At 61.2% G+C, this 23,610-nt stretch carries 25 protein-coding genes; 10 read left to right on the top strand and 15 right to left on the bottom strand.

From position 1 onward, the window contains the following. Positions 1-50: 50 nt before the first annotated feature. On the bottom strand, positions 51-833 hold the full coding sequence (locus tag HX814_RS09020) for a sulfite exporter TauE/SafE family protein (protein ID WP_003213825.1): 783 nt from the start codon (positions 831-833) through the stop codon (positions 51-53). 89 nt (positions 834-922) lie between these two features. On the opposite strand from HX814_RS09020, the gene HX814_RS09015 reads away from it, so the two are divergent. Further along, positions 923-1,669, top strand: a complete 747-nt coding sequence (locus HX814_RS09015) for an NRDE family protein (RefSeq protein WP_003213826.1) — start codon at positions 923-925, stop codon at positions 1,667-1,669. Positions 1,670-1,806: 137 nt separating this feature from the next. Here HX814_RS09015 and ptsP read toward each other — a convergent pair whose 3' ends face one another. Further along, the gene (gene ptsP, locus HX814_RS09010; RefSeq protein WP_003213828.1) at positions 1,807-4,086 is read right to left on the bottom strand and encodes a phosphoenolpyruvate--protein phosphotransferase; all 2,280 of its coding nucleotides are present in this window, start codon (positions 4,084-4,086) and stop codon (positions 1,807-1,809) included. 22 nt (positions 4,087-4,108) lie between these two features. Continuing rightward, positions 4,109-4,588: an RNA pyrophosphohydrolase gene (locus HX814_RS09005; RefSeq protein ID WP_003176750.1), complete on the bottom strand. Its 480-nt coding sequence runs from the start codon at positions 4,586-4,588 to the stop codon at positions 4,109-4,111. A 143-nt stretch (positions 4,589-4,731) separates the two neighbouring features. Here HX814_RS09005 and HX814_RS09000 point away from each other — a divergent pair, with 143 nt between their 5' ends. Further along, the gene (locus HX814_RS09000; RefSeq protein WP_177009085.1) at positions 4,732-5,388 is read left to right on the top strand and encodes an HAD family phosphatase; all 657 of its coding nucleotides are present in this window, start codon (positions 4,732-4,734) and stop codon (positions 5,386-5,388) included. A 106-nt stretch (positions 5,389-5,494) separates the two neighbouring features. Here HX814_RS09000 and HX814_RS08995 read toward each other — a convergent pair whose 3' ends face one another. Continuing rightward, positions 5,495-5,908 (bottom strand): DUF2269 family protein, encoded by a 414-nt coding sequence (locus HX814_RS08995; protein WP_102370118.1) that lies wholly within the window; start codon positions 5,906-5,908, stop codon positions 5,495-5,497. Between the two features lie 40 nt (positions 5,909-5,948). Then, positions 5,949-7,463: a threonine ammonia-lyase, biosynthetic gene (ilvA, locus tag HX814_RS08990; RefSeq protein ID WP_003213834.1), complete on the bottom strand. Its 1,515-nt coding sequence runs from the start codon at positions 7,461-7,463 to the stop codon at positions 5,949-5,951. 136 nt (positions 7,464-7,599) lie between these two features. Here ilvA and rpiA point away from each other — a divergent pair, with 136 nt between their 5' ends. Further along, a complete protein-coding gene (rpiA, locus tag HX814_RS08985; RefSeq protein ID WP_003213836.1) occupies positions 7,600-8,271 on the top strand; it encodes a ribose-5-phosphate isomerase RpiA in 672 nt (223 codons plus the stop codon). 118 nt (positions 8,272-8,389) lie between these two features. On the opposite strand, the gene HX814_RS08980 is transcribed toward rpiA, so the two are convergent. The 4 genes from HX814_RS08980 to HX814_RS08965 form a co-directional block, all read right to left on the bottom strand. Beyond that, complete coding sequence (locus tag HX814_RS08980; protein ID WP_003213837.1) at positions 8,390-9,304, bottom strand: SdiA-regulated domain-containing protein; 915 nt, start codon at positions 9,302-9,304, stop codon at positions 8,390-8,392. A 117-nt stretch (positions 9,305-9,421) separates the two neighbouring features. Then, entirely contained in the window at positions 9,422-10,351 is a 930-nt protein-coding gene (locus HX814_RS08975) for an SdiA-regulated domain-containing protein (RefSeq protein ID WP_134327490.1), read from the bottom strand. A gap of 246 nt (positions 10,352-10,597) precedes the next feature. After that, positions 10,598-11,263 (bottom strand): fumarylacetoacetate hydrolase family protein, encoded by a 666-nt coding sequence (locus tag HX814_RS08970; protein ID WP_003213842.1) that lies wholly within the window; start codon positions 11,261-11,263, stop codon positions 10,598-10,600. Between the two features lie 22 nt (positions 11,264-11,285). Further along, complete coding sequence (locus HX814_RS08965; RefSeq protein WP_003213844.1) at positions 11,286-12,680, bottom strand: FAD-binding oxidoreductase; 1,395 nt, start codon at positions 12,678-12,680, stop codon at positions 11,286-11,288. Positions 12,681-12,884: 204 nt separating this feature from the next. Between HX814_RS08965 and serA the strand changes: the two genes are divergently transcribed. After that, positions 12,885-14,114, top strand: a complete 1,230-nt coding sequence (gene serA, locus HX814_RS08960; protein ID WP_177009084.1) for a phosphoglycerate dehydrogenase — start codon at positions 12,885-12,887, stop codon at positions 14,112-14,114. Positions 14,115-14,175: 61 nt separating this feature from the next. Here the strand turns inward: serA and HX814_RS08955 are convergent, their stop codons facing one another. After that, positions 14,176-14,616 (bottom strand): DUF4399 domain-containing protein, encoded by a 441-nt coding sequence (locus HX814_RS08955; protein ID WP_003213848.1) that lies wholly within the window; start codon positions 14,614-14,616, stop codon positions 14,176-14,178. Positions 14,617-14,750: 134 nt separating this feature from the next. Here HX814_RS08955 and HX814_RS08950 point away from each other — a divergent pair, with 134 nt between their 5' ends. Beyond that, on the top strand, positions 14,751-15,530 hold the full coding sequence (locus tag HX814_RS08950; RefSeq protein WP_003213851.1) for a transporter substrate-binding domain-containing protein: 780 nt from the start codon (positions 14,751-14,753) through the stop codon (positions 15,528-15,530). 109 nt (positions 15,531-15,639) lie between these two features. Here HX814_RS08950 and HX814_RS08945 read toward each other — a convergent pair whose 3' ends face one another. Then, entirely contained in the window at positions 15,640-16,134 is a 495-nt protein-coding gene (locus HX814_RS08945) for a DUF523 domain-containing protein (protein WP_043226180.1), read from the bottom strand. Positions 16,135-16,136: 2 nt separating this feature from the next. After that, entirely contained in the window at positions 16,137-16,769 is a 633-nt protein-coding gene (locus HX814_RS08940) for a 2OG-Fe(II) oxygenase (RefSeq protein WP_003213854.1), read from the bottom strand. A 131-nt stretch (positions 16,770-16,900) separates the two neighbouring features. Between HX814_RS08940 and HX814_RS08935 the strand changes: the two genes are divergently transcribed. Beyond that, on the top strand, positions 16,901-17,653 hold the full coding sequence (locus HX814_RS08935) for a DUF2059 domain-containing protein (RefSeq protein WP_008438922.1): 753 nt from the start codon (positions 16,901-16,903) through the stop codon (positions 17,651-17,653). Between the two features lie 104 nt (positions 17,654-17,757). On the opposite strand, the gene HX814_RS08930 is transcribed toward HX814_RS08935, so the two are convergent. Continuing rightward, positions 17,758-18,699: an alpha/beta hydrolase gene (locus tag HX814_RS08930; RefSeq protein ID WP_134327491.1), complete on the bottom strand. Its 942-nt coding sequence runs from the start codon at positions 18,697-18,699 to the stop codon at positions 17,758-17,760. 111 nt (positions 18,700-18,810) lie between these two features. On the opposite strand from HX814_RS08930, the gene HX814_RS08925 reads away from it, so the two are divergent. The 4 genes from HX814_RS08925 (at position 18,811) to HX814_RS08910 (ending at position 21,495) form a co-directional block, all read left to right on the top strand. After that, on the top strand, positions 18,811-19,395 hold the full coding sequence (locus HX814_RS08925) for a DUF6436 domain-containing protein (protein ID WP_003213861.1): 585 nt from the start codon (positions 18,811-18,813) through the stop codon (positions 19,393-19,395). A 107-nt stretch (positions 19,396-19,502) separates the two neighbouring features. Next, complete coding sequence (locus tag HX814_RS08920; RefSeq protein ID WP_003213864.1) at positions 19,503-19,859, top strand: EamA family transporter; 357 nt, start codon at positions 19,503-19,505, stop codon at positions 19,857-19,859. Then, on the top strand, positions 19,859-20,272 hold the full coding sequence (locus HX814_RS08915; protein ID WP_003213866.1) for a multidrug efflux SMR transporter: 414 nt from the start codon (positions 19,859-19,861) through the stop codon (positions 20,270-20,272). The genes HX814_RS08920 and HX814_RS08915 overlap by 1 nt, the downstream gene beginning before the upstream one ends. Further along, positions 20,269-21,495: a DegT/DnrJ/EryC1/StrS family aminotransferase gene (locus HX814_RS08910; protein ID WP_177009083.1), complete on the top strand. Its 1,227-nt coding sequence runs from the start codon at positions 20,269-20,271 to the stop codon at positions 21,493-21,495. The genes HX814_RS08915 and HX814_RS08910 overlap by 4 nt, the downstream gene beginning before the upstream one ends. Here HX814_RS08910 and HX814_RS08905 read toward each other — a convergent pair. Further along, positions 21,492-22,367: a hypothetical protein gene (locus tag HX814_RS08905; RefSeq protein ID WP_003213870.1), complete on the bottom strand. Its 876-nt coding sequence runs from the start codon at positions 22,365-22,367 to the stop codon at positions 21,492-21,494. The two genes, HX814_RS08910 and HX814_RS08905, sit on opposite strands and share 4 nt — an antisense overlap. Beyond that, positions 22,364-23,449, bottom strand: coding sequence for a GNAT family N-acetyltransferase (locus HX814_RS08900; protein ID WP_177009082.1), 1,086 nt, complete (start codon positions 23,447-23,449; stop codon positions 22,364-22,366). The genes HX814_RS08905 and HX814_RS08900 overlap by 4 nt, the downstream gene beginning before the upstream one ends. Positions 23,450-23,610: the final 161 nt, after the last annotated feature.

Raw genomic sequence — 23,610 nt, 5'->3', positions numbered from 1 at the left:
ATCAATAGTCATGGCGCATCGGACCATGCCGGTGCGCGATTAAGCCTGCGTTACAACAAAAAATTCAAACCCACGCAAAACAGCAAGCCGGCGAACAGCCGCTTGAGCAAGCGCGGCGACAACCGATGCGCCAGGCGCGCACCGAAACGGGCCGCCACCATGCTGGTCAGGGCGATGCCCAGCAGCGCCGGCAAATACACAAAGCCGAGACTATGATCGGGCAGCAGCGGATCATGCCAGCCCAGAATCATGAAACTTAACGCACTGGCCAGGGCGATCGGCAAGCCGCAGGCCGACGAAGTGGCCACTGCCTGCTGCATCGGCACGCTGCGCCAGGTCAGGAACGGCACGGTCAACGAACCGCCGCCGGTGCCGAAAATTGCCGACGACCAGCCGATCACGCCACCCGCCAGGGTCAGGCCAAGCTTGCCCGGCACCTGGCGGCTGGCCTTGGGCTTGAGCTCCAGAGTCATCTGCACGGCGATCACCAGGGCGAACACACCGATGATCTTCTGTAGATGCGGCCCGGAGATCGCCTCGGCGGTCAGCGCGCCAACGCCCGCGCCCAGCAGGATACCCACGGCCATCCATACGAAGATCGGCCAGCGCACGGCGCCGCGCCGATGATGCTCACGCACCGCATTCACCGACGTGAAGATAATAGACGCCAGGGACGTGCCGACAGCGAGGTGGGTCAGCACCGCGGGATCGAAGCCCTGCAAGGTGAAGCTGAACACCAGCACCGGCACAATAATGATGCCGCCGCCCACGCCGAACAGCCCGGCGAGCATGCCCGCGCAGGATCCCAGCAGCAAATACAGCAGAAATTCCATGGGAGCCCCCGAAAACAGACCGGCATGTTAACGGATGCAAAGCACAGGGTTCTATGGGTAGAGTGGGCAAAACACAAAGGGATCGCCTTATGTGCCTGATTGTTTTCGCCTGGCGGCCGGGCCACGCCCAGCCGCTGATCGTCGCGGCCAACCGTGATGAATTTTATGCCCGGCCCAGTTTGCCGTTGGCCCAGTGGCTGGATGCGCCCCATGTTTACGCGGGCAGGGACCAGGAAGCGGGCGGGACCTGGCTGGGAGTTGGCGCAGACGGGCGCTTTGCGGCGCTGACCAATATCCGTGACCCGCACCAGCCGCCGGCGCGCAAGTCGCGGGGTGAGTTGGTGGCGCGCTTTCTCAGCGGTTCGCTGTCGATTGACGACTATTTGGCCGACGTTAATGGCAGATCGATTGAATATGCCGGGTTTAACCTGCTGGTCGGGACGCGGGACGAGCTTTGGCATTACAACGCCAAGGAATCTGCGCCGACACCATTGGTGGCGGGGGTTTATGGGTTATCCAATGCAGGGCTGGATACGCCGTGGCCGAAGTTGTTGAAGGCCAAGGCGGCGCTGACAGAAGTGCTGGACGATCCGCAGCCTGAAGCCTTGCTGGGGATTTTGAGCGACCCGCAGACCGCGCCGTTTGCTGACTTGCCGGACACCGGCGTGGGCTTGGCGACGGAGAGTCTGTTGTCGAGCGTGTTTATTGCCAGCCCCAGCTACGGGACGCGGGCGAGCACGGCGCTGATTGTGAATGCCGACGGGACGCGGCATATCGTGGAGCGCAGTTTTGGGCCCTATGGCGGACAGTTGGGTGAAGTTGAACTCAAAATCTGAACCTCACGCAAACCAAATGTGGGAGCGGGCTTGCTCGCGAAGGCGGCGTGTCAGCCAATACATAAGCTGACTGATGCACCGCTTTCGCGAGCAAGCCCGCTCCCACATTTCGATTGGGGACAGGCTCTGAAATCCGGTTAGAGGCTCTTTGCAGACGCCGGGTTGATCATCCGCGCCAACCCAAGGTTCTTCAGCGCCAATTGCAGCGAGCTGTGGATAACTTGCGGGTTGTCGATAGTCATCAACTCCGCCAGCAGCTCCTTGGCCCGGCTCAGGTTGATCTGGCGCAGCATCCATTTCACCTTCGGCAAGTTGGTGGCGTTCATCGACAGGCTGTCAAAGCCCATCGCCATCAACAGCACAGCCGCCGCCGGGTCACCGGCCATCTCGCCGCAGATACTCACCTGCTTGCCTTCGGCATGGGCATCGCGCACCACGTTCTGCAAGGCTTGCAGCACCGCCGGGTGCAGGTAGTCGTAGAGGTCGGCCACCCGCGGGTTGTTGCGGTCCACGGCCAGCAGGTACTGGGTCAGGTCGTTGGAGCCCACCGACAGGAAGTCCACCTGCCGCGCCAGCTCCTTGGCCTGGTACACCGCCGCCGGAATCTCGATCATCACGCCAATCGGCGGCATCGGCACGTCGGCGCCTTCGTCGCGCACTTCGCCCCAGGCCCGGTGGATCAGGTGCAGGGCTTCTTCCAGCTCGTGGGTGCCGGAGATCATCGGGAGCAGGATGCGCAGGTTGTTCAGGCCTTCGCTGGCCTTGAGCATCGCGCGGGTCTGGACGAGGAAAATTTCAGGATGGTCGAGGGTAACGCGAATACCGCGCCAGCCAAGGAAAGGGTTGTCTTCCTTGATGGGGAAATACGACAGTGACTTGTCGCCGCCAATGTCCAGGCTGCGCATGGTCACCGGTAACGGATGGAAGGCGGACAATTGCTCGCGATAAATCGCCAGCTGCTCCTTCTCACTCGGAAAACGCTGGTTGATCATGAACGGCACTTCGGTGCGGTACAGGCCCACCCCTTCGGCGCCGCGCTGTTGTGCACGTGCCACGTCCGCCAGCAGGCCGGTGTTGACCAGCAGCGGTACGCGGTGGCCGTCGAGGGTCACGCACGGCAGTTCCCGCAGGGCGTCGAGGCCCTGGGACAGTTGGCGTTCTTCTTCCACCACTTCGGCGTATTGCTTGCGCAGCACTTCGCTGGGGTTGGTGTAGACCTCGCCGTGGTAGCCGTCGACGATCATTTCGATGCCGTCGACCTTGGAATACGGCAGGTCCACCAGACCCATCACCGTCGGAATGCCCATGGCCCGAGCCAGGATCGCGACGTGGGAGTTGCCCGAACCCAGTACCGAGACCAGGCCCACCAGTTTGCCTTCCGGCACTTCGCCGAGCATGGTGGCGGTCAGTTCTTCACTGATCAGGATGGTGTTGTCGGGGTACACCAACGTGGTCGAGCGCTCTTCCTGCAGGTAGGCCAGCAGACGGCGACCGAGGTCCTTCACGTCCGAGGCGCGCTCGCGCAGGTAGGCGTCGTCCATCAATTCAAAACGGTTGACGTGATCGGTGACCACCTGGCGCAGCGCGCCCTGGGCCCACTGGCCGGTCTTGATCACGTCCTTGACTTCGCTGCCCAGGGACGCGTCGTCGAGCATCATCAGGTACACGTCGAACAACGCCCGCTCTTCAGGCCGCAGCTGGGTGGCCAGCTTGGTCGAGAGGGTGCGCATGTCATTGCGCACGCCTTCGAGGGCGGTCTTGAACAGGATGATTTCAGCGTCGATGTCGGTGACGGTCTTGTCCGGCACCACGTCCAGGTCGGCGGGCGGCAGCATGACCACGGCGGTACCGACAGCAGCACCCGGCGAACCCGGCACGCCGACGAACTTGGCTTCCTGGATGCCCTTGCCCTGGCGCCCAAGGCCGCGAATCGAACCGGTGGCCTCGGCGTGGGCGATAACCCCGGCGAGCTGCGCGCTCATGGTCACAAGGAAGGCTTCTTCACCTTCGTCGAACTGGCGGCGTTCTTTCTGCTGGATGACCAACACGCCGACAACGCGGCGGTGGTGAATGATCGGCGCACCGAGGAACGAGGCGTAGCGCTCTTCACCGGTTTCGGCAAAGTAGCGATAACGCGGGTGATCGGCCGCGTTTTCGAGGTTCAGGGGTTCTTCACGCGTCCCCACCAGGCCCACCAGACCTTCATTGGGCGCCATGCTGACCTTGCCGATGGAGCGCTTGTTCAAGCCCTCGGTGGCCATCAGGACAAAACGGTTGGTCTCGGGGTCCAGCAGGTAAACCGAGCAGACCTGGCTGCCCATGGCTTCCTTGACGCGCAACACAATAATCCCCAACGCCGCCTTGAGATCCTTGGCGGAGTTAACTTCCTGGACGATCTTGCGCAGCGTATTGAGCATGGCTCGGGGTCGAACTCCGTCGTCAGTCGCGCGCTAAAAGGCGCGGGGCAAGCTCTTTAAGAGCGCGACGATAAACCTCGCGCTTGAATGTCACCACCTGGCCCAACGGATACCAATAACTGACCCAGCGCCAGCCATCGAACTCCGGTTTACCGGTCAAATCCATCCGCACCCGCTGCTCGTTGGAGATCAGGCGCAGGAGAAACCATTTCTGTTTCTGGCCGATGCACAGCGGTTGGCTGTGGGTACGCACCAGACGTTGCGGCAAACGATAGCGCAACCAGCCTCGGGTGCAGGCCAGAATTTGCACATCTTCACGTTCAAGGCCTACTTCTTCGTTCAACTCACGGTACAAGGCGTCTTCAGGGGTTTCGTCGGGGTTGATTCCGCCTTGAGGAAACTGCCAGGCATCTTGGTTGATACGGCGAGCCCATAGCACCTGTCCGGCATCATTCGTAAGAATAATCCCGACATTAGGACGGAAACCATCGGGGTCGATCACGGCAACAACCTCGCAAACGCATGTCACCGCATTGTTCCACAAAGATTGATACAGCGGCAACGAGGCTGCTTACCTTATGTGCACTCTTGTGAAAAGACCGTATTCTGGACGCCTTTTTACAGACTTTTCAGCGAGTAACTGCAATGCGCCTGGCTTTATTCGACTTGGACAACACGCTTTTGGGGGGTGACAGCGATCACGCCTGGGGCGATTACCTCTGTGAACGCGGGATTCTCGACGCGGTGGCCTACAAGGCCCGCAACGACGAGTTCTACCAGGACTACCTGGCCGGCAAGCTGGATAACGCCGAGTACCTGAACTTCTGCCTGGAAATCCTCGGCCGCACCGAGATGGCCCAGCTGGATGAATGGCATCGCGACTACATGCGCGACTGCATCGAGCCGATCATGCTGCCCAAGGCGGTTGAGTTGCTGGCCAAGCACCGGGCGGCGGGCGACAAGCTGGTGATCATCACCGCGACCAACCGTTTTGTGACTGCGCCGATTGCCGAGCGGTTGGGGGTTGAAACCCTGATTGCGACGGAATGCGAGATGCAGGATGGCCGTTACACCGGGCGCAGTACGGATATCCCGTGCTTTCGCGAAGGCAAGGTGACGCGCTTGAATCGCTGGCTGGAAGAGACCGGGTATAACCTGGAGGACAGCTACTTCTATAGCGACTCGATGAATGACCTGCCGCTGCTGGAGCAGGTGACCCACCCGGTGGCAGTGGATCCGGATCCGAATCTACGGGCTGAAGCCGAGAAGCGTGGCTGGCCGGTGATCACCCTGCGCGGCTAAAGATCGTTCCCACGCTCCGCGTGGGAATGCATCACTGGACGCTCTGCGTCCGCTCTTGGGACGCGGAGCGTCCCGGGCGGCGTTACCACGCGGAGCGTGGGAACGATCATACGGGTTTCGCACCCATTAACCCGGCAATCGCCACAAACCCCACCAGGCTCACCACCGCCAGCGCCACGGTAAAGTTCAAACTCCCCGCCCCGCCCAGCCGCAGTCGATTAAGCCGCACCACCAGCCAGAACCAGCTCAGCGCCGCCACGGTGTAGATCACGCTGGAACCCAGGATCCAGGTTTGCCCCAGCGGCCAGCCGATCAGGTGCGCCAGCCACCAGCCGGTGAACGGCATGCTCACCACGCAAATGCCCATCAACAACCACACAAACACCCACGGCCGCTGCACGGTATAGGCCGGCCCCGCGCTGCGTTTGCGCCAGGCCAGCACTGCCAGGGCGAGGCCGCTGAGCAGCAGCAACACCGTGGCCGCGATGTGGATAACTTTAAGGGTGGTCAGCGTTTCCATGTTCTCGATTCCTTGAAGGCCGCCCAGTCAGCGTAGTCGCTCAACCGAGGAACAGCTGGTAGGCCGGGTTATCACTTTCATCCCAGTACGGGTAGCCAATGGCCTCCAGCGCCGCCGGCACCAGGTGACGCTCGTCCGCCGGTACTTGCAGGCCCGCCACCACGCGCCCATCGGCGGCGCCGTGGTTGCGATAGTGGAACATCGAGATGTTCCAGCGCCCGCCCAATTTGTTAAGGAAGTTGAACAGTGCCCCCGGACGTTCCGGGAATTCGAAGCGGAACACCACCTCGTCGCTGACGTGCGCCGCATGGCCACCGACCATATGGCGGATGTGCAGCTTGGCCAGTTCGTTTTCCGTCAGGTCCAGCACCGGAAAACCCTGGCTGGTGAGGCTGGCGATCAGCGCACTGCGCGGGTCGTTTTCCGGGTGGGTCTGCACGCCGACAAAAATGTGCGCCTCGCGACCAGAGTGGTAGCGGTAGTTGAATTCGGTGATCTGGCGCTTGCCCACGGCCTCGCAGAAGGCCTTGAAGCTGCCCGGCTTCTCGGGGATGGTCACGGCGATGATGGCTTCGCGGCCTTCACCCAGCTCGGCGCGCTCGGCCACATGGCGCAGGCGGTCGAAGTTGACGTTGGCCCCGGAATCGATGGCCACCAGGGTTTGCCCGGTGATGCCACGGGTCTCGACGTATTTCTTGATACCCGCCACGCCCAGGGCGCCAGCCGGCTCCGTGATGGAGCGGGTGTCGTCGTAGATGTCCTTGATCGCCGCGCAGATTTCATCGGTGCTGACGGTAATCACTTCATCCACGTAATCCTTGCAGATGTCGAAGGTGTGCTGGCCGATCTGCGCCACCGCCACGCCGTCGGCGAAGATGCCCACAGTCGGCAATACCACGCGCTCGCCCGCCGCCATGGCGGCTTGCAGGCAGTTGGAGTCGTCCGGCTCGACGCCGATGATCTTGATTTCGGGCCGCAGGTATTTCACGTAGGCCGCGATACCGGCAATCAGGCCGCCGCCGCCCACCGGGACGAAAATCGCGTCCAACGGCCCCGGGTGCTGGCGCAGGATCTCCATCGCCACGGTGCCCTGCCCGGCAATGGTGTGCGGATCATCGTAGGGGTGAATGTAGACGTAGCCTTTTTCGTCGACCAGCTTCAGCGAATACGCCAGGGCTTCCGGGAAAGAATCCCCATGCAGCACCACTTTGCCGCCACGGGAACGCACGCCTTCGACCTTGATCTCGGGGGTGGTCTTGGGCATCACGATGGTGGCCTTGACCCCCAGCACCTTGGCCGCCAGGGCCAGGCCCTGGGCATGGTTGCCCGCCGAAGCGGTGACTACGCCGCGCGCACGTTCTTCGGCGCTCAGTTGGGTCAGCTTGTTATAGGCACCGCGAATCTTGAACGAGAACACCGGCTGCAAGTCTTCGCGCTTGAGCCAGACCTTGTTGCCCAGCCGCTCGGAGAGCTGGCGGGCGGTCTGCAGCGGGGTTTCTACGGCAACGTCGTAAACGCGCGAGGTGAGGATCTTTTTGACGTACTGTTCAAGCATCGGAAAGCATCACTGGGCGGGTTGGGCAGGGCCAAGGAGTCTAACCCAGCGTTTGGCCGGGCGACCACACGAAAACCGAGGTTTTGTTGGGTTATACTCGCGCCCCTCTTTACTCCCCGCCCGTTCCGGAGCCCGCATGACCCAGGATCAACTCAAACAGGCAGTGGCCCAGGCCGCCGTCGATTTAATCCTTCCTAAACTCGACGATAAAAGCATCGTCGGTGTCGGCACCGGTTCCACCGCCAATTGCTTTATCGATGCGCTGGCCCTGCACAAGGGCGCGTTCGACGGCGCGGTTGCCAGCTCCGAAGCCACCGCTGCGCGGCTCAAGGGCCACGGTATTCCGGTGTACGAGCTGAACACCGTCAGCGACCTGGAGTTCTACGTCGACGGCGCCGATGAAAGCGACGCACACCTGAACCTGATCAAGGGCGGCGGCGCAGCCCTGACCCGCGAGAAGATCGTCGCGGCCGTGGCCAAGACCTTCATCTGCATCGCCGACGCCAGCAAACTGGTGCCGGTACTCGGCGCGTTCCCGCTGCCGGTGGAAGTGATCCCGATGGCCCGCAGCCACGTGGCCCGCGAACTGGTGAAACTGGGCGGCGACCCGGTGTACCGCGAAGGCGTGCTGACCGACAACGGCAACATCATCATCGACGTGTTCAACATGCAGATCACCAACCCGGTGGAACTGGAGCGCCAGATCAACGCGATCGTCGGCGTCGTCACCAACGGTTTGTTCGCGGCCCGTCCGGCTGACGTATTGCTGCTGGGCACCGCGGAAGGCGTGAAAACCCTTAAGGCGTAATGCAAAACCCCTGTGGGAGCGGGCTTGCTCGCGAATGCGCAGTGTCAGTCACCGAATATGGCGCCTGATACACCGCATTCGCGAGCAAGCCCGCTCCCACATTTGTTCTGCACATGACTCAAGACTTGGTTTTTTTGAATACATAGAAAAGATTGGGCTCACTGACCATGTACAACGTGCCGTCGTTGTCCATGGCGATCCCCTCGGCCTGAGGCACGCGCTGCTTCAGGCCATGGCGCCCCTTGAGCAGCGACAGGCTGCTCAGGGGGCGACCGTCGATATCCAGTTCCAGCACCAAAAATGACTCATCCGACAGCGCCAGCAGATGACCGCTGCGCTCGTCGTATTGCAGGCTCGACAGGTCGCGCACAAACAACCCGGCATCGCGCTTGGGGTTGTTGATCACGTGCACCGAATAGGTTTTTTCCGGTTTGAAATGCGGAAAGCCGTGGACCTCGTAGATCAGCATCGGGTCGCGTTCCTTGGCCACAAACAGGCGCTTGCCCACCGAGTCATAGGCCAGGCCTTCGAAGCCCTTGTTGCCGCCTAGGTGCACGCCGAGGGTCATTTGCTCGGCGTCGGCGGCATCGAGGAATTGGGTGTCGTCATCCACGTGGACCTTGATCAGCCGCTGCTGGCGTTCGTCGCTGATCACGTAGGTGTTGTCGCTGATGTACTCCACGGCCTCGGCATCGCCAAACCCCACCAGCGCAATGCGCCGCAGGATTTTGCCGTCCAGGGACAGTTCGACCAGCTCAGCGTTCTTGTTGGTCACGGTAAACAGGCTGTTGCGCACCGGATCAAAGGTCAGTGCCGAGACATCATCGTTGAGGCCGTCGATCACCTGCGCCTCCAGGGCCACCCGGTAATCCCCAAGGCCAATGGAGTGCTCCCCGGCGGGATTGCGCCAGGATTGCCAGTTGAACCAGGCACGCTCGAACAGGCGCAATTGCTGGGCAACCACACCGCACGCCACCAGGGCGATCAGGATCAGGATAAAAAAAGCAGGTTTGGGGCGGGCAAGTCGACGCATCGGGCGGGGCTCAGAGTAAAAACTGGCGAATGAATATCACGGTCGCCTGAATTTAAACTTAAACGCCCCGGGTGTCTGGCTTATGCCGCAGATAGAGAAAAATCTGACGTAATCGAACTACTGCGCCTGCTTCTCGAAGCGATAGAACAGGTTCGGCTCGCTGACCATATACAGCGTGCCGTTCTCGTCCATGGTCACGCCTTCGGCACGCGGGATGGTCTTTTTCAAGCCATTGAAGCCACCCAGCAAGGTCATGAAGCTGACCTGCTCGCCCTTCTCGTCCAGTTCCAGCAACAGATGGGAGTCCGCCGACAGCGCCAGCAGGTGGCCGGTACGCGGGTCGACGGTCAGCGCCGACAGGTTGCGCATGTCCAGTTCAGTGCTGGCGAGCTTTTGCTTGGCGCCGGAGAGGGTCTGGCTGCCGTCGCTTTTCCAGGTGAACAGGGCCGGTGGGCGTTCTTCGCCGAGGATCAGCTGTTGGTTGCGCTTGTCCCAGGTGACCGCCTCAAAGGCTTTGTTCTGGTCCTTGGACGGGCCCAGGTCATAGGACGGGAAGTCGGCTTTGTTCAACTGCTGGGTCTGCGGGTCGACCTTGACGATGGTCAGGCTGTGCTGGCGCTCATCGACCACGGCCATCAGGCCGTTTTCCATCATGGTCACGCCTTCCGGGTTGTTCCAGCCGTTGAGCGGCATCTTGCGCAGCACGTCGCCTTGCAGGGTCAGTTCAACCAGGAACGGGTTCTTGCCCATCACCGAGAACAGGGTCTTGGTCAGCGGGTTGTAGGTGAGGTCCGAGGCTTCGTCCTTCTCCATGCCGGGCAGCAGCTTGGCGTCGATCACCGCGTGGTAGTCCGGGAGCCAGACGCTTTCCAGGCGCTCGGCCGGGGTTTCGAAGCCCTCCGCCACCCACAACACACCACGGTCGTCCCAGTGCATCGCCCAGGCCACGCCGTAAATGATCGCGCCGGCGAGGAACAGCCAGGAATACCAGCGCATGGCAAGGCGTGAACGAAACGTGGGTTTTACGGATGGGAGAGGCACGGCCATTACGCTTTCCAGAAAGTCAGCTTTAGGGGATAGCACAGGATCAAAAGGTCCGCGCGCAGGAGGCTGAGGATTATCCGGATGGGGTGTGAAAAAAATGCAAAAACACGATTGGGTGGCAGTACACAGATCAAATGTGGGAGCGGGCTTGCTCGCGAATGCGGAGTATCAGTCACTGAATCTGTCACTGATACACCGCTTTCGCGAGCAAGCCCGCTCCCACATTTTTGACCGCGTTTCGCCAGGTATTCAGCGAACGCTGCTTTCGAAGCGGCTCACACCCGGCAATTCCAGCACCAGCTCGTCACCCACATTCAGCGGGCCCACGCCTGCCGGCGTACCGGTGAGGATCACATCCCCGGCCTGCAACGAGAAGCAGCCGGCCATGTACTGGATCATCGGGATGATCGGGTTGAGCATGATCGCGCTGTTGCCGTCCTGGCGCACTTCGCCGTTGATGGTCAGGCGGATGCCGATATCCGTCACATCCGGGAAAGTGCTGCCGACCACGAACGGGGCAATCACCGCCGCACCGTCAAACGACTTGGCGATTTCCCACGGCAGGCCCTTGGCTTTCAGCTCGGCCTGTTTGTCCCGCAGGGTCAGGTCCAGGGCCGGGGCGAAGCCGGAGATGGCGTCCAGCACTTCCTCGCGGCTCGGTTTGGCCGACAACGGCTTGCCGATCAACACCGCGATTTCCGCTTCGTAATGCACCGAACCGCGCTCGGTAGGGATGGCAAAACCGCCTTCCAGTGCCACTACGCAACTGCCGGGCTTGATAAACAGCAGCGGCTCGGTCGGTACCGGGTTATCCAGTTCCTTGGCGTGTTCGGCGTAGTTACGCCCGATGCACACCACCTTCCCCAGGGGAAAGTGAATATTGGTGCCGTCGACATACTTGTGCTGGTAGCTCATGGACCGACTCCTTCAGGGACTGTTAAACAGCGAAAATCTTGCCCGGGTTCATGATCCCGTTCGGGTCGAACACCGCTTTCACTGCCTTCATGTATTCAATTTCAACCGGCGAGCGGCTGTAGGTCAGGTAATCGCGCTTGGTCATGCCCACGCCGTGTTCGGCGGAGATCGAGCCGTTGTACTTCTGTACGGTCTCGAACACCCACTTGTTGACGGTGGCGCACTTGGCGAAGAACTCGTCCTTGCTCAGGTTTTCCGGCTTGAGGATATTCAGGTGCAGGTTGCCGTCCCCGATGTGGCCGAACCAGACGATTTCGAAGTCCGGGTAGTGTTCGCCGACGATCGCGTCGATTTCCTTCAGGAAGGCCGGTACTTTCGACACAGTCACCGAAATGTCGTTCTTGTACGGCGTCCAGTGAGAGATGGTCTCGGAGATGTACTCGCGCAGCTTCCACAGGTTGTGCAGTTGGGTTTCGCTCTGGCTCATCACGCCGTCCAGCACCCAGCCCTGCTCGACGCAGTGTTCGAACGTGGCCAGGGCATCGTTGGCCACTTCTTCGGTGGTCGCTTCAAATTCCAGCAGCGCGTAGAACGGGCAGTCGGACTCGAACGGCGCTGGCACGTCGCCGCGACCGAGGACTTTGGCCAGGGCCTTGTCGGAAAAGAATTCGAAGGCGGTCAGGTCCAGCTTGCTCTGGAAGGCGTGCAGCACCGGCATGATCGAGTCGAAGTCGGTGGTGCCGAGCACCATCGCGGTAAGGTTTTTCGGCGCACGGTCCAGGCGCATGGTCGCTTCGACCACAAACCCCAGGGTGCCTTCAGCGCCGATGAACAGCTGGCGCATGTCGTAGCCGGTGGCGTTCTTGATCAGGTCTTTGTTCAGTTCCAGCAGGTCGCCCTTGCCGGTGACGACTTTCATACCGGCGACCCAGTTACGGGTCATGCCGTAGCGAATGACCTTGATCCCGCCGGCATTGGTGCCGATATTGCCGCCAATCTGGCTGGAACCCGACGAGGCGAAATCCACCGGGTAGTACAGGCCTTTTTCTTCGGCGACGTTCTGCAATTGCTTGGTGACCACGCCCGGCTGGCACACGGCGGTGCGGTCGGTGAGGTTCACGTCGAGGATCTGGTTCATATAGTCGAACGACACAACCACTTCGCCATTCGCAGCGACGGCAGCGGCCGACAGGCCGGTACGGCCACCGGACGGCACCAGCGCGACCTTGTGCTCATTGGCCCAACGGACGATGGCCTGCACCTGCTCGGTGGTCTTCGGGAAGACGATGGCCACCGGGGCCGGCGCGAAATGCTTGGTCCAGTCCTTGCCATAAGCCTCAAGGGAGTCAGCATCGGTCAGGACCTTGCCAGGCTCAACCAGGGTCTTCAGCTCATCAATCAGGGCAGGATGGGTCATCGACAGAACTCTCGAACAATTCATGGTCATCCTGAGAACGCTTCACGTCGCAGGAATGGGTGTTTAGCGGGGCACGTATGCTAGCATACCGCCCCCGCAGGATAGTGCCCAAGGGCGTTCTGCGGTGACGGCTTTCCTGCCGTCCGGGTCAGCTTACGTGATCCGATTCCCTGCCATTTTTCTCCGGGATACAGGTTTACGCAGATGAGCAAGACTTCTCTCGATAAGAGCAAGATCAAGTTCCTTCTTCTGGAAGGCGTCCACCCATCGGCCGTCGAAGTCCTGAAGGCCGCCGGGTACACCAGCATTGAGTACATCACCAGTTCTCTGCCGGAAGCCCAGCTCAAGGAAAAGATCGCCGACGCGCACTTTATCGGCATTCGCTCCCGCACTCAGCTGACCGAAGAGGTCTTCGATCACGCCAAGAAGTTGGTAGCTGTCGGCTGTTTCTGCATCGGCACCAACCAGGTCGACCTCAACGCAGCGCGCGAGCGCGGCATCGCGGTGTTCAACGCACCGTACTCCAACACCCGCTCCGTTGCTGAGCTGGTATTGGCCGAGGCGATCCTGTTGCTGCGCGGTATTCCCGAGAAGAACGCTTCCTGCCACCGTGGCGGCTGGATCAAGAGCGCAGCCAACTCCTTCGAAATCCGCGGCAAGAAGCTGGGTATCGTCGGTTACGGCTCGATCGGCACGCAGTTGTCGGTACTGGCCGAAGGCCTGGGCATGCAGGTGTTCTTCTACGACACCCTGACCAAGCTGCCATTGGGTAACGCCACCCAGGTGTCGAGCCTGACCGAGCTGCTGGGCATGTCCGACATCGTGACCCTGCACGTACCGGAAACCGCTGAGACCCAGTGGATGATCGGCGAGAAGGAAATCCGCGCCATCAAGAAGGGCGGGATCCTGATCAACGCTGCACGCGGCACCGTGGTCGAGCTGGACGCCCTGGCCGACGCGATCAAGGACAAGCACCTGATCGGCGCCGCCATCGACGTGTTCCCGGTAGAGCCGCGCTCTAACGACGACATCTTCGAAAGCCCGCTGCGTGGCCTGGACAACGTGATCCTGACCCCGCACATCGGCGGCTCCACCGCTGAAGCCCAAGCCAACATCGGCCTGGAAGTGTCGGAGAAACTGGTCAAGTACAGCGACAACGGTACGTCGGTGTCCTCGGTCAACTTCCCGGAAGTGGCTCTGCCGGCTCACCCTGGCAAGCACCGTCTGCTGCACATCCACCAGAACATCCCTGGCGTGATGATGGAGATCAACAAGGTCTTCGCGGAAAACGGCATCAACATTTCCGGTCAGTTCCTGCAGACCAACGAGAAAGTCGGCTACGTGGTTATCGACGTAGACGCCGAGTATTCGGACCTGGCGCAAGAGAAGCTGCAGCACATCAACGGCACTATCCGTAGCCGCGTGTTGTTCTAATCGTTAAACGCGCATAAAAAAGGGAGACCCTCGGGTCTCCCTTTTTTTGTCTGAACAAATCTTACTTGACGTTAACCGTGATGACTTTCGAGGCTACAGTCGGGTTGAACTGCATGTGCAGTTTGTCGCCGGCTACCAGTTGCAGCGTGTGCTTGCCTGGGGTGAGGGTCAGCTCGGTTTCGGTCTGTGCCTTGCCGTAGTGGATCACGGTATCGGTGGCCGGGATCGGCACGCTGGCATCCGGCAATTCTTTCTGGTCGATCAGCAGGTGGTGGTGGCCGGTGCCCGGGTCCTGGCTGGTGGCCGGGGCCAGTTTCAGTCCTTCCATGCCGAATTTCACGGTGAAGGTTTTATCGACGGTGGCGCCATCTTTGGGCGACACGATGAACACTTTGGCACCTTCTGGTGGAGCGCTGCGCGGGATGCCATCAGCAGCGGTCGCCAGCATCGAAGCGCCCAGCAATAGGCTGGCCAGGGTTGCACGGGTCAAAAAGGCTTTCATTCACTTCTCCAGTTTTTCCGGGAAATCTGTAGGGTTATGACAACTTCGCGACAAATTGCTGTCCAAGGCATTCAACACCATAGCAAAGCGAGCCTGAACAACGCTTCGCTCATTCGAATTCTTTAGGAGCGACCATGCGTTTCCTGCCTGGCCTGTTACTTTTACTGCCCCTTGCAAGCCCCTTGGCCCATGCCGAACTGATCGACGATGTATTTGACCGCGGGGAACTGCGCATCGCAATGGAAGCCAACACCCCGCCCTTCAACTTCAAGGAAGGCGACAAACTCACCGGTTTTGAAGTGGAGCTGGGTGAGTTGCTGGCCAAGGAAATGGACGTACGCCCCTCCTTTATCACCGTCGATGCCGCCGAGTTGCTGCCCGGCGTGGAAAGCGCCAAGTACGACGTGGCCATCAACCATATCGCTATGACTCCTGAACTGGCGGATCGTTTCGACTTCAGCGAGCCCTACAGCTACTCCAGCGCACAGCTGATCGTGCGCAAGCAGGAACAGCGCCCGTTGGGCAGCTTTGCGGCGCTCAAGGGCAAGGCGTTGGGCGTGGCCCAGGGCAGCCAGTTTGTGGAGCAGGCGCGCACCGCCGAGGGCGTTGATTTGCGCAGCTATGCCGATGCCAGGCAGCCGATCAAGGACGTTGCCGATCAACAGATCGATGCCGCCATCAGTGATCGGCTGCTGATTCCCTACGCGATTCGCGACAGCCAGCTGCCAGTGAAGGAAGGCGCAGACGTCGGCCCGACGCTAAGCCTGGCGATTCCGTTCCAGAAGGGTAACCCGGCGTTCAAGGCCAGCCTGGACAAGGCCCTGCAACGAGTGAAGGCCGATGGCCGGCTGGCGGCGCTGTCGGAGAAGTGGTTCGGGATGGATGCGAGCAAGCCGGTGAAAAAGGCCGAATAAACGACTCGGTCAATGTGGGAGCGGGCTTGCTCGCGAATGCGGTGGCTCGGCTTGAGCATCGGGTGACTGACACTGCGCTTTCGCGAGCAAGCCCGCCCCACATGTTGATCTATGTCGGGCTTGAGCATTTTGCCAGGGCCACTGCCGCTTCAGGCAACTCCAGCTCACTGAACACCAGTACCCCATGGCGCTTGAGCAACGCCGCCGTCACGCCTTCGCCGGTGACCTTTACGCCGGTGAAGGTACCGTCATAGGTCAGCAGATTGCCGCACGACGGGCTGTTGGCCTTGAGTACGGCGACGCGGATATTGTGACGCTGTACCAGCGCCAATGCCTGGCGGGCGCCATCGAGGAAGGCTTCGCTGAAGTCTTCCCCCTGGGCCGTCAGCACCTGGGCGCGGCCTTCCCAGACGTCAATCCCCTGCCCGCCCGGGATTTCGGCAGACGGCCGTGGCGTCGGCAAGCCACCCGCCACTTCCGGGCACACGGCAACCACCCGGCCTTCGGCCTGCCACGCGGCCAGTTGGTCGAAAGGCCCGCTGGCCCCTCCGTCGTAGCGTACCCGGTGCCCCAGCAGGCAGCGGCTGACCAGAATTTTTTGCATCATCAAAACGGCTCGTTGCCCCGCCGGCGAAACCAGCCGGTGAGGGACAGGCGTTCGCGGGTGGCGGGCATGACTTCATGGGGGATTTCCCCCGACAGGAATACCACCAGGCAACCGCCGGTGGGCACCACATCGTATTCGACGTCGCCCTTGAGGTACATGCGCAACTGGCCGCCATGTTCCGGCAGCCAGGCGTTGTTCAAGTAGATCACTGCCGACACCATGCGCCGGTCGTCATCGCGAAAACGGTCCACATGCTTGAGGTAAAACGCCCCCGGCGGGTACATCGCGAAGTGGCTTTCGAAGTCTTCCAGGCCCAGGAACAGGCCACGGTTCATCGCCACCCGCAGGCTGTCCATCAGCTCCAGGTAGTTATCGCAGGCCACAACCTCGCCCGGCTCCAGCCACTGGATATGGTCACCCCGGATGCCCTCGCGAATCTCCTGGGACGGCCCCCGTCCGACCGCCGCGGGCGCCAATTCACCTTCGGCGGCGCGTTTTTGGCACTCAGCCGCCAGTTCGAGGGTCAGAGCCTCGGGCAGGAAGATATTCTGCTGCGACCAGCCTTGTGCGGCCAGGTCATCGACAATGCGTAACAGCAGCGGGTGATCGGAGGGTATGGGCATGGCGCGCATAGTATCCATACGCCTGTGAATCCGACAGAGCCGCCGAGCGTCTGAATACACTTTAGTCAGGTGACCGATAGGATTTCTCGACAAATCCTACGCCCGACACGGACAATAGTGGCCGACTGACAGGAGTCCATATGCGTCGTTTGTTTTTTTCCTTGCTGATGTTCTGCGTTTTGCCCGCCTGGGCAGACAGCCATGACCAGTTGTACAAGGTCGCCGGCTGGGCAGACCAGCGCGCGCATTTTAATGACGCCCTCAGTGCCGCCCAGCAACGCTACCGCAACAGCCTGCCGCCGGCGGTGTATCAGGCGCTGGTGGACAACAGCAATAAACGCTTCGCGCCCCAGTCGGTAGACCAGCGCGCCGAAGCGCAACTGCGCAAGAATTTGGCGGACCCTAAGCCGGCACTGGCCTTCTTCCAGTCGCCGCTGGGCCGCAAGATTGTCGCCGCCGAGTTGCTCGCCACCCGCCGCGATCAACTGGCGAAGAACGCCCAGGGCTTGCCGCACATGGAAGCCGATGCCACCCGCAGCCTGATCATCGGCCACCTGGCCCAGGCCCTGCCTGCGCGGGAAGCCGGGGCTGAAGTCAGCCTGGCGATTGCCGGCGTGGCGGCCGACAGCTTGAGCCAGATGATCCCCGGGCTGTTGGGCGGCGGCCAGGCGCAGGGCATGTTGAACGGCCAGCGTGAGCGCCTGATGCAGCAGATTGGCAATGATCTGAACAACACGCTGTTGTACGTCTACCGGGATTTGTCCGACCCGGAGCTGGAAGAGTTCGCGACGTTCGCGGAGTCGCCGGAGGGCAAGGCGTACTACAAGGCGGCACTGGCGGCGATTCGCGCCGGGCTGGCGGTCGGCCAAAGCACCTCGAGCCTGGCGCAGTAACCCTGTGGGAGCGGGCTTGCTCGCGAAGACGGTGTGCCAGTCACTGGTTATGCTAACTGATCGACCGCCTTCGCGAGCAAGCCCGCTCCCACATTTGGATTGCGTTATTTCAGGTGGTCGGTGAGAAACCTGAAGTATTGCTGCCGAATCTCCGGAATCTCATTCGCCAAGTGATGCCTGCCACGCGGCAGCATCAACACCTCCGGTTGGTCGAACTTGCTGCGCAGCACCTTCAGGTTGTGCTGCCAGTCCACCGTCATGTCTTCCTCACCCTGCACGATCAACGGCCGCCGCGTGCTGCGTGGCGCCGCTTCAACACGTTTGATCCAGCGCGCCAGGGCGCCCACCCAGGCAGTCGGCAACTGCCGTGGCTGCAACGGGTCGGCCTCCAGGAACGGCTTGAACTGCGGGTCGTTGGTGTTATCGCTGAAGCGCCGGGCAATGCCTTTGACGAACGGCCGGAGCAGGTAATAGCTGAGCTGCGACCAACCCCAGGCGCGGGGCCGCACCAGCGGTGACAACAGGAACGTCTTGCCCTGGGCCGGGCTGTCGACGCCATGGCTAAGCAGGTGATCCACCACAATCGCGCCGCCGGTGCTTTGCCCGAACAAGTGCCACGGCTGCGGCAATTGCAGCGCCCTGGCCTGTTCAAACAACGCCTGCACCACGTCCTGGTACACCGCAAAGTCATCAATGCTGGCCCGCTCGCCGCTGGACAGGCCATGGCCCGGCAAGTCGCAGGCGATCACCACAAAACCCTGGTCCAGCGCCCAGTCCACGGCATGCCGGTACAGACCCATATGGTCGTAGAAGCCATGGAACAGGAACATCGTGGCCACCGGCACCGGTGGCCACCACACCTGGCAGACCACGTCGAACCCATCCACCGCAAACCGCCCCAGGCGGCTTGTCGCGGGCACCTTGCGGGCAGCGAGGTCCAGGCCGTAGAAGCGCTGGTAGACCCGGGCCTCGGCTGAAAGCGGCTGCGCGTCCACCAGTGGGCGCAAGCTTTCGCGTAGATGATCAGGGTCAAACGTAACGGGCATAAGAACTTCCAGACTGTGGCTTCAACGCATTGAACAGATGAATATCGAGCCGCGATATTCATCTGTCAGGGCAAGCATGGCAAGCTACGCGTCCTCCGAGGATTGATCCAAATGCGACAGCCCTACCGCACCACCCTCTTCGCCAGCCTGATCGTGATCATTTGCGCCGGGGTGTTGTGGGCGGCGTATGACTGGTTCCAGGGACGCTACCTGCGGGCATTCAGTGAGCATACGGCGGTGTTTTCCGGTGACAGCCTGAGCCTGCCGGCCGAGCTTGCCGGCCCGGGCCCGATCCGCCTGGTGCACTTCTGGGACCCCGCCTGCCCGTGCAATGTCGGCAACCAGCAGCACCTTGGCGAGTTGATCGAGCAGTACGCCCCCCAGGGCGTGGAGTTCTATTCCCTGCAGAAAGCCGGCAGCCACGGGCAGTTGCCCGCCACCCTGGGCTCGATGAAGGCCCTCAAGGCCGTGCCCGGTGCCCAGCATCTGCCGGCCAGCCCTGCCGTGGGCATCTGGGACCGCAGCGGCAAGCTGGCGTATTTCGGGCCCTACAGCGAAGGGTTGACGTGTAACTCCAGCAACAGCTTTATCGAGCCGATCCTGCAAGCCCTCGAAGGTGGACGCGAGGTCAACGCGACCCACACCCTGGCGGTGGGCTGTTATTGCGAGTGGAACGGGGAAACGTCTCCACCCTGACTCGGCAAGCTGAACAGACGCTGTTCGTTCGACAAACTCGAACAACTGTATCGGCACGCTCCTGTATCGTAAGCAACTAGCCGTACAAGCAGACGACACGGGAACACATGAGCCAATTAACCATCATCCTCTGGATACTCAACGTCATCGTTGATACGTCCGGCCAGTTGGCGTTCAAAGCCGCAGCCTCAGCCAGCGCCGAGCATGACGGCATGGCCCACTGGCGCCATATGCTCAAGCGTCCGTGGATCTGGCTGGGCATCATCTGCTATGTGTTCGAATTCGTGCTGTGGCTGGCCTTCCTGACACTGGTGCCGTTGTCGGTCGGGGTGATGCTGGGCTCCATCAATATTGTCGTGATCATGATTGCGGGGCGTTTCCTGTTCAAGGAAAGCCTGAGCAAATGGCGGTTGATCGGCATCATGCTGATCGCCTGTGGCGTGACCGTCGTGGGGTTCGAGTAATGAAACGGTTTTATATCCTCGGTTTTCTGTCGCTGATCATTTTCGATACCTTGGCGCAGGTCAGTTTCAAGTTCGCCTCGATTCATGCCGAACCGCTGACGATGGACGCCGCCTGGTTGATCCGCGTGTTCGGTGCGCCATGGATCTACGGCGCATTCGTGGGCTACATCGGCGCGTTTTTCACCTGGATGACGCTGTTGAAATACGCCCCGGTGGGCCCGGCGTTTGCGGCCTCCCACCTGGAGCTGATCAGCGTGACGCTGATCTCCGTGTGGCTGTTCAATGACACCTTGACCCTGCCCAAGGTCGTCGGCGGCGCGCTGATCATTGCGGGCATCCTGTGCCTGGCGCGCAGCGAAGACAAAGAAAGCAAGACCGTCGAGGCCGAACCCTCGCAGACGCTGGCGTCATGACGCCCGTTGTCAGCCAGCGGGAGATTCCGCCAACGGCGGGGCTTCCCCTGCGCTGGCAGGACTTGTTCAACCGCTCGGGCGACCTGGCCCGCGACCTGGCCCGACAGCTCGACATCCCGCTGCCGGCCCTGCCCTGCTCCGGCACCGCCGCGCTGATCATGGCGCTGCGGGTGTTGCAGCAGCGCACGCCGGGGCGCACCGAGCTTATCGTGCCGGCCTATACCTGCCCGCTGGTGGCCCTGGCGGCCCATCACTGCCCGCCTTTGCGCGTGGTGGCGTGCGATCTGCAGCCCGGCAGCATCGACCTGGACGAACACCAGCTGGCGCAGCTGTGCAACCAAAACACCTTGGCGATCGTCGTCACTCACCTGGCCGGGCGTGTGGCGGATGTGGAGGCTGCCAAGCGCATTGCCGAGCCACTCGGCATTGCGGTGATCGAAGACGCCGCCCAAGCCATGGGCGCACTGGATGATGGAAAAAGCGTCGGACTGAAAGGCGACATCGGCTTTTTCAGCATGGCGCTGGGCAAAGGCCTGACGACGGCTGAAGGCGGTGTGTTGTTCAGCCGGGATCCGGCGCTGCATCAGGCGTTGCACCAGCAATGCCGGCAGGACTTGCCCTTCAGCCTGCGCTGGGAAGTGCAACGCAGCGCCGAGCTGTGGGGCTATACCGCGGCGTATCAGCCCCGCGGGCTGAAGTACGTGTACGGCAAACCGCTGCGGGCGGCGCTGGCGCGGGGCGATGAAGTGGCGGCGGTGGGCGATGATTTTTCCGTCAACGATATTCCGTTGCATCGGTTGGGCGGCTATCGCCAGAAGGTCGGCGCCGCAGCCCTGGCACGCTTGCCCGAGCATTTGCAGCAAGGCCGCCTGCGGGCCTTGCGTCGCGTGGCGCAGCTGAGCAGCTTGCCCGGCGTGTCGGTGTTGACCGACAGCCCGAGCCAGCAAGGCACCTGGCCGTTCCTGATGGTGGTGATGCCCAGCGCACAAACCCGCGATACCGCGATGGCGCAGCTGTGGACGGCAGGCCTGGGCGTGACCCGCCTGTTCATCCACGTATTGCCGGGCTACCCGGCACTCACCCCGCTGTTACAGCAAGGCGCCGATATCCCCCGCGCGCAAAGCTTCGCCGCCCAGACACTGTCGATCAGCAATAGCCACTGGCTGACGGACGAGCTGTTCGAGCAAGTGCTGGATCATCTGCGGCGGATTCTTAAACGCTAGGCCCAGCTTTGATCGATACGGGTCAACAAGCGCGCATTCAGCTCATTCTGCTGCTGTTGCCAGATCACCACCTGGTTCTCCGGCAGCTCTTCCTGGCCATCCGACGCACTCAGCCAGCGCTTGAACTTGCTCTGGTAGTGGTAGGCGGACACGTCGCCGGTAATGTCCGCGCCAATAATGCTGCCGTGGCAGGCATCGATCAGCGCATTCAAATGCTTCTCCAGAAACTCGCCCTGGTCCCAGTTGGTATTCACCACCTGCGGGCTCAGCACGTCTTTGTCGATCGAGAGATACACCGGCAGCGAAGGGTCGAGCTGCGCCAGGAACGCGCTCATCAACTCGTCCGCGCTGGTGAATGCACGATTGCTGCGGCCTGCGCCGATCCAGTTCAACCAGCGGGTATCGACGTTGGTGTTCCAGTAGGTCAACTTGCGTTTCACCAGCGGCGACCAGTGATTCTCCCAGGCGTGCTTGAGGGAAATGTCCGGCGAGCCAATGCCCAGCACGTGAACGTGCTCGACCTGCGGCAGGCGGCTGGCCCAGTAGACCCAGGACCCACAATGGATACCAAACGGATAACGCATGTTGTCCGGGTGGTTATCGCAAATGATCAGCTGGATCTTTTGCTGGGTGGGAAGACGGTTCAACAACAGCTGGCTGAGGTGGTGATAATCACCGCTGCCGGTAAACACACAGCCGTAATCGCTGGGCATCTGCGCGTGCAGGGCGCTCTCCAGCTCCTTGAACTGCGCCCAGCGGCAGCCGAAACGGATTTTCTCCTGCCAGGCTTGCAACGGCAGGGTAAGGGCGCCGGGAATGTTATTCACGGCCCCGTCAAAATCGAGGATCAATGCGGGACGGGCCTGGCTCATGCGGTTTGCTCCTGCTGCCACTGGGTATCGCTTTCAAAATGGTGCCGGAAACGGTTCATCACTTTGCGCAGCAGTGGGTTCCTCACCCACACCAGATGGCGGGTAAACGTGAACTTGGCGCCGAGGCTGGATTTGACCTGTGGATCGGTCCATCCCGCGACATAAAACTGCAGGCCCTTTTCCAGGGCGAACTCCAGGTTCACAAACCAGCTGACGAAGTACAGGTTGTGCTCCAGCGCCAGCGGGTAGTTCAGGCCGATGTACTTGTCGAGCAACTTGCCGTCTTGCTGGTAGCACAGGTTATAGCCAACCAGTTCGTCTTCGTCCCAGTAGCAGAACACATGCCCGCCGCTGTCGGCATCGGTGAGCAACTGGATGAAGAATTCGGGCGTGAGCAGGTCGAAGTGGATTTCGCTCTGTGCGTACACCGCCTTGTACAGCCGATACAGTTCCTGCTGCCATTGCTCATCGCTGAAGCGGGCATCGCCGGTGTCCAGGATCTCGATGCGCAGCTCGTCACGGCTGCGTAGCTTGCGGCGGATATTGCGGCGACGGCTGTGGGACAACCGCGACAGATACTCATCCGTCGAGCTGAAGTCGATCGGTACATAGGCCAGCGCCTGGCCCTCTACATTGATGAATCCGCGCTGGGTGCAGGCCTCGATCAACGCGTGTGCGTAGCGATTGTCCTCGACACTGAGCAGTGGAGAATCCAGCGGCACATCCTTGACGATGGTGAGTTTGCGTTGCGGCGCACACTCCTGTTGCAGCCATTGCGCCATGTCCTGTGGCGGTACGCTCAGCGGGAACGGGGAATATTCGCTGACCGTGGTGCCGATAAAACAGGTGTCGATATGCAGCCATGACTGCCACAAACGGTACCCCGGCCAACTGCGCAGGCGGCTACGCAGCTCATCGTCGGCGGTGGTCTGCAGGTCGAACCGGGTGAAAAAGTACGGCAGTCCCTGTGCTGACAGCTGGGCAGTGAAGCCCGCCGGAGGGTATCGCAAAAAATTGCTGATCAGCGATGGCGTTTCCATGCAGCAGGCATAAGGCACCTGTGCACGGCTGGGATCTGTCATAAATTGCATTCCGAAAGTGATAGCAAAGGCGCGCCCGGATGACGGGGTGAATCATCGCGCCGCTGGTTTCATGTAACAGAGTAAACATAATACTCCGCCCACCCGCGGCCCACTTCAGAACCCCCACTTCATGCAGCTCAGGTTCAGGGAGCACGAACCCG

It is taken from the genome of Pseudomonas sp. C8002 (assembly GCF_013385765.1).
Taxonomy (GTDB): Bacteria; Pseudomonadota; Gammaproteobacteria; order Pseudomonadales; family Pseudomonadaceae; genus Aquipseudomonas.
The sequence above is the reverse complement of the archived record's forward strand: the minus strand, read 5'-3'. Positions and strand labels throughout refer to the sequence as shown.

Coding starts and splice junctions, on each gene's coding strand:
- HX814_RS09020 (WP_003213825.1), bottom strand. CDS start 833: ATGGAATTTCTGCTGTATTTGCTGCTGGGATCCTGCGCGGGCATGCTC.
- HX814_RS09015 (WP_003213826.1), top strand. CDS start 923: ATGTGCCTGATTGTTTTCGCCTGGCGGCCGGGCCACGCCCAGCCGCTG.
- ptsP (WP_003213828.1), bottom strand. CDS start 4,086: ATGCTCAATACGCTGCGCAAGATCGTCCAGGAAGTTAACTCCGCCAAG.
- HX814_RS09000 (WP_177009085.1), top strand. CDS start 4,732: ATGCGCCTGGCTTTATTCGACTTGGACAACACGCTTTTGGGGGGTGAC.
- HX814_RS08995 (WP_102370118.1), bottom strand. CDS start 5,908: ATGGAAACGCTGACCACCCTTAAAGTTATCCACATCGCGGCCACGGTG.
- ilvA (WP_003213834.1), bottom strand. CDS start 7,463: ATGCTTGAACAGTACGTCAAAAAGATCCTCACCTCGCGCGTTTACGAC.
- rpiA (WP_003213836.1), top strand. CDS start 7,600: ATGACCCAGGATCAACTCAAACAGGCAGTGGCCCAGGCCGCCGTCGAT.
- HX814_RS08980 (WP_003213837.1), bottom strand. CDS start 9,304: ATGCGTCGACTTGCCCGCCCCAAACCTGCTTTTTTTATCCTGATCCTG.
- HX814_RS08975 (WP_134327490.1), bottom strand. CDS start 10,351: ATGGCCGTGCCTCTCCCATCCGTAAAACCCACGTTTCGTTCACGCCTT.
- HX814_RS08970 (WP_003213842.1), bottom strand. CDS start 11,263: ATGAGCTACCAGCACAAGTATGTCGACGGCACCAATATTCACTTTCCC.
- HX814_RS08965 (WP_003213844.1), bottom strand. CDS start 12,680: ATGACCCATCCTGCCCTGATTGATGAGCTGAAGACCCTGGTTGAGCCT.
- serA (WP_177009084.1), top strand. CDS start 12,885: ATGAGCAAGACTTCTCTCGATAAGAGCAAGATCAAGTTCCTTCTTCTG.
- HX814_RS08955 (WP_003213848.1), bottom strand. CDS start 14,616: ATGAAAGCCTTTTTGACCCGTGCAACCCTGGCCAGCCTATTGCTGGGC.
- HX814_RS08950 (WP_003213851.1), top strand. CDS start 14,751: ATGCGTTTCCTGCCTGGCCTGTTACTTTTACTGCCCCTTGCAAGCCCC.
- HX814_RS08945 (WP_043226180.1), bottom strand. CDS start 16,134: ATGCAAAAAATTCTGGTCAGCCGCTGCCTGCTGGGGCACCGGGTACGC.
- HX814_RS08940 (WP_003213854.1), bottom strand. CDS start 16,769: ATGCGCGCCATGCCCATACCCTCCGATCACCCGCTGCTGTTACGCATT.
- HX814_RS08935 (WP_008438922.1), top strand. CDS start 16,901: ATGCGTCGTTTGTTTTTTTCCTTGCTGATGTTCTGCGTTTTGCCCGCC.
- HX814_RS08930 (WP_134327491.1), bottom strand. CDS start 18,699: ATGCCCGTTACGTTTGACCCTGATCATCTACGCGAAAGCTTGCGCCCA.
- HX814_RS08925 (WP_003213861.1), top strand. CDS start 18,811: ATGCGACAGCCCTACCGCACCACCCTCTTCGCCAGCCTGATCGTGATC.
- HX814_RS08920 (WP_003213864.1), top strand. CDS start 19,503: ATGAGCCAATTAACCATCATCCTCTGGATACTCAACGTCATCGTTGAT.
- HX814_RS08915 (WP_003213866.1), top strand. CDS start 19,859: ATGAAACGGTTTTATATCCTCGGTTTTCTGTCGCTGATCATTTTCGAT.
- HX814_RS08910 (WP_177009083.1), top strand. CDS start 20,269: ATGACGCCCGTTGTCAGCCAGCGGGAGATTCCGCCAACGGCGGGGCTT.
- HX814_RS08905 (WP_003213870.1), bottom strand. CDS start 22,367: ATGAGCCAGGCCCGTCCCGCATTGATCCTCGATTTTGACGGGGCCGTG.
- HX814_RS08900 (WP_177009082.1), bottom strand. CDS start 23,449: ATGACAGATCCCAGCCGTGCACAGGTGCCTTATGCCTGCTGCATGGAA.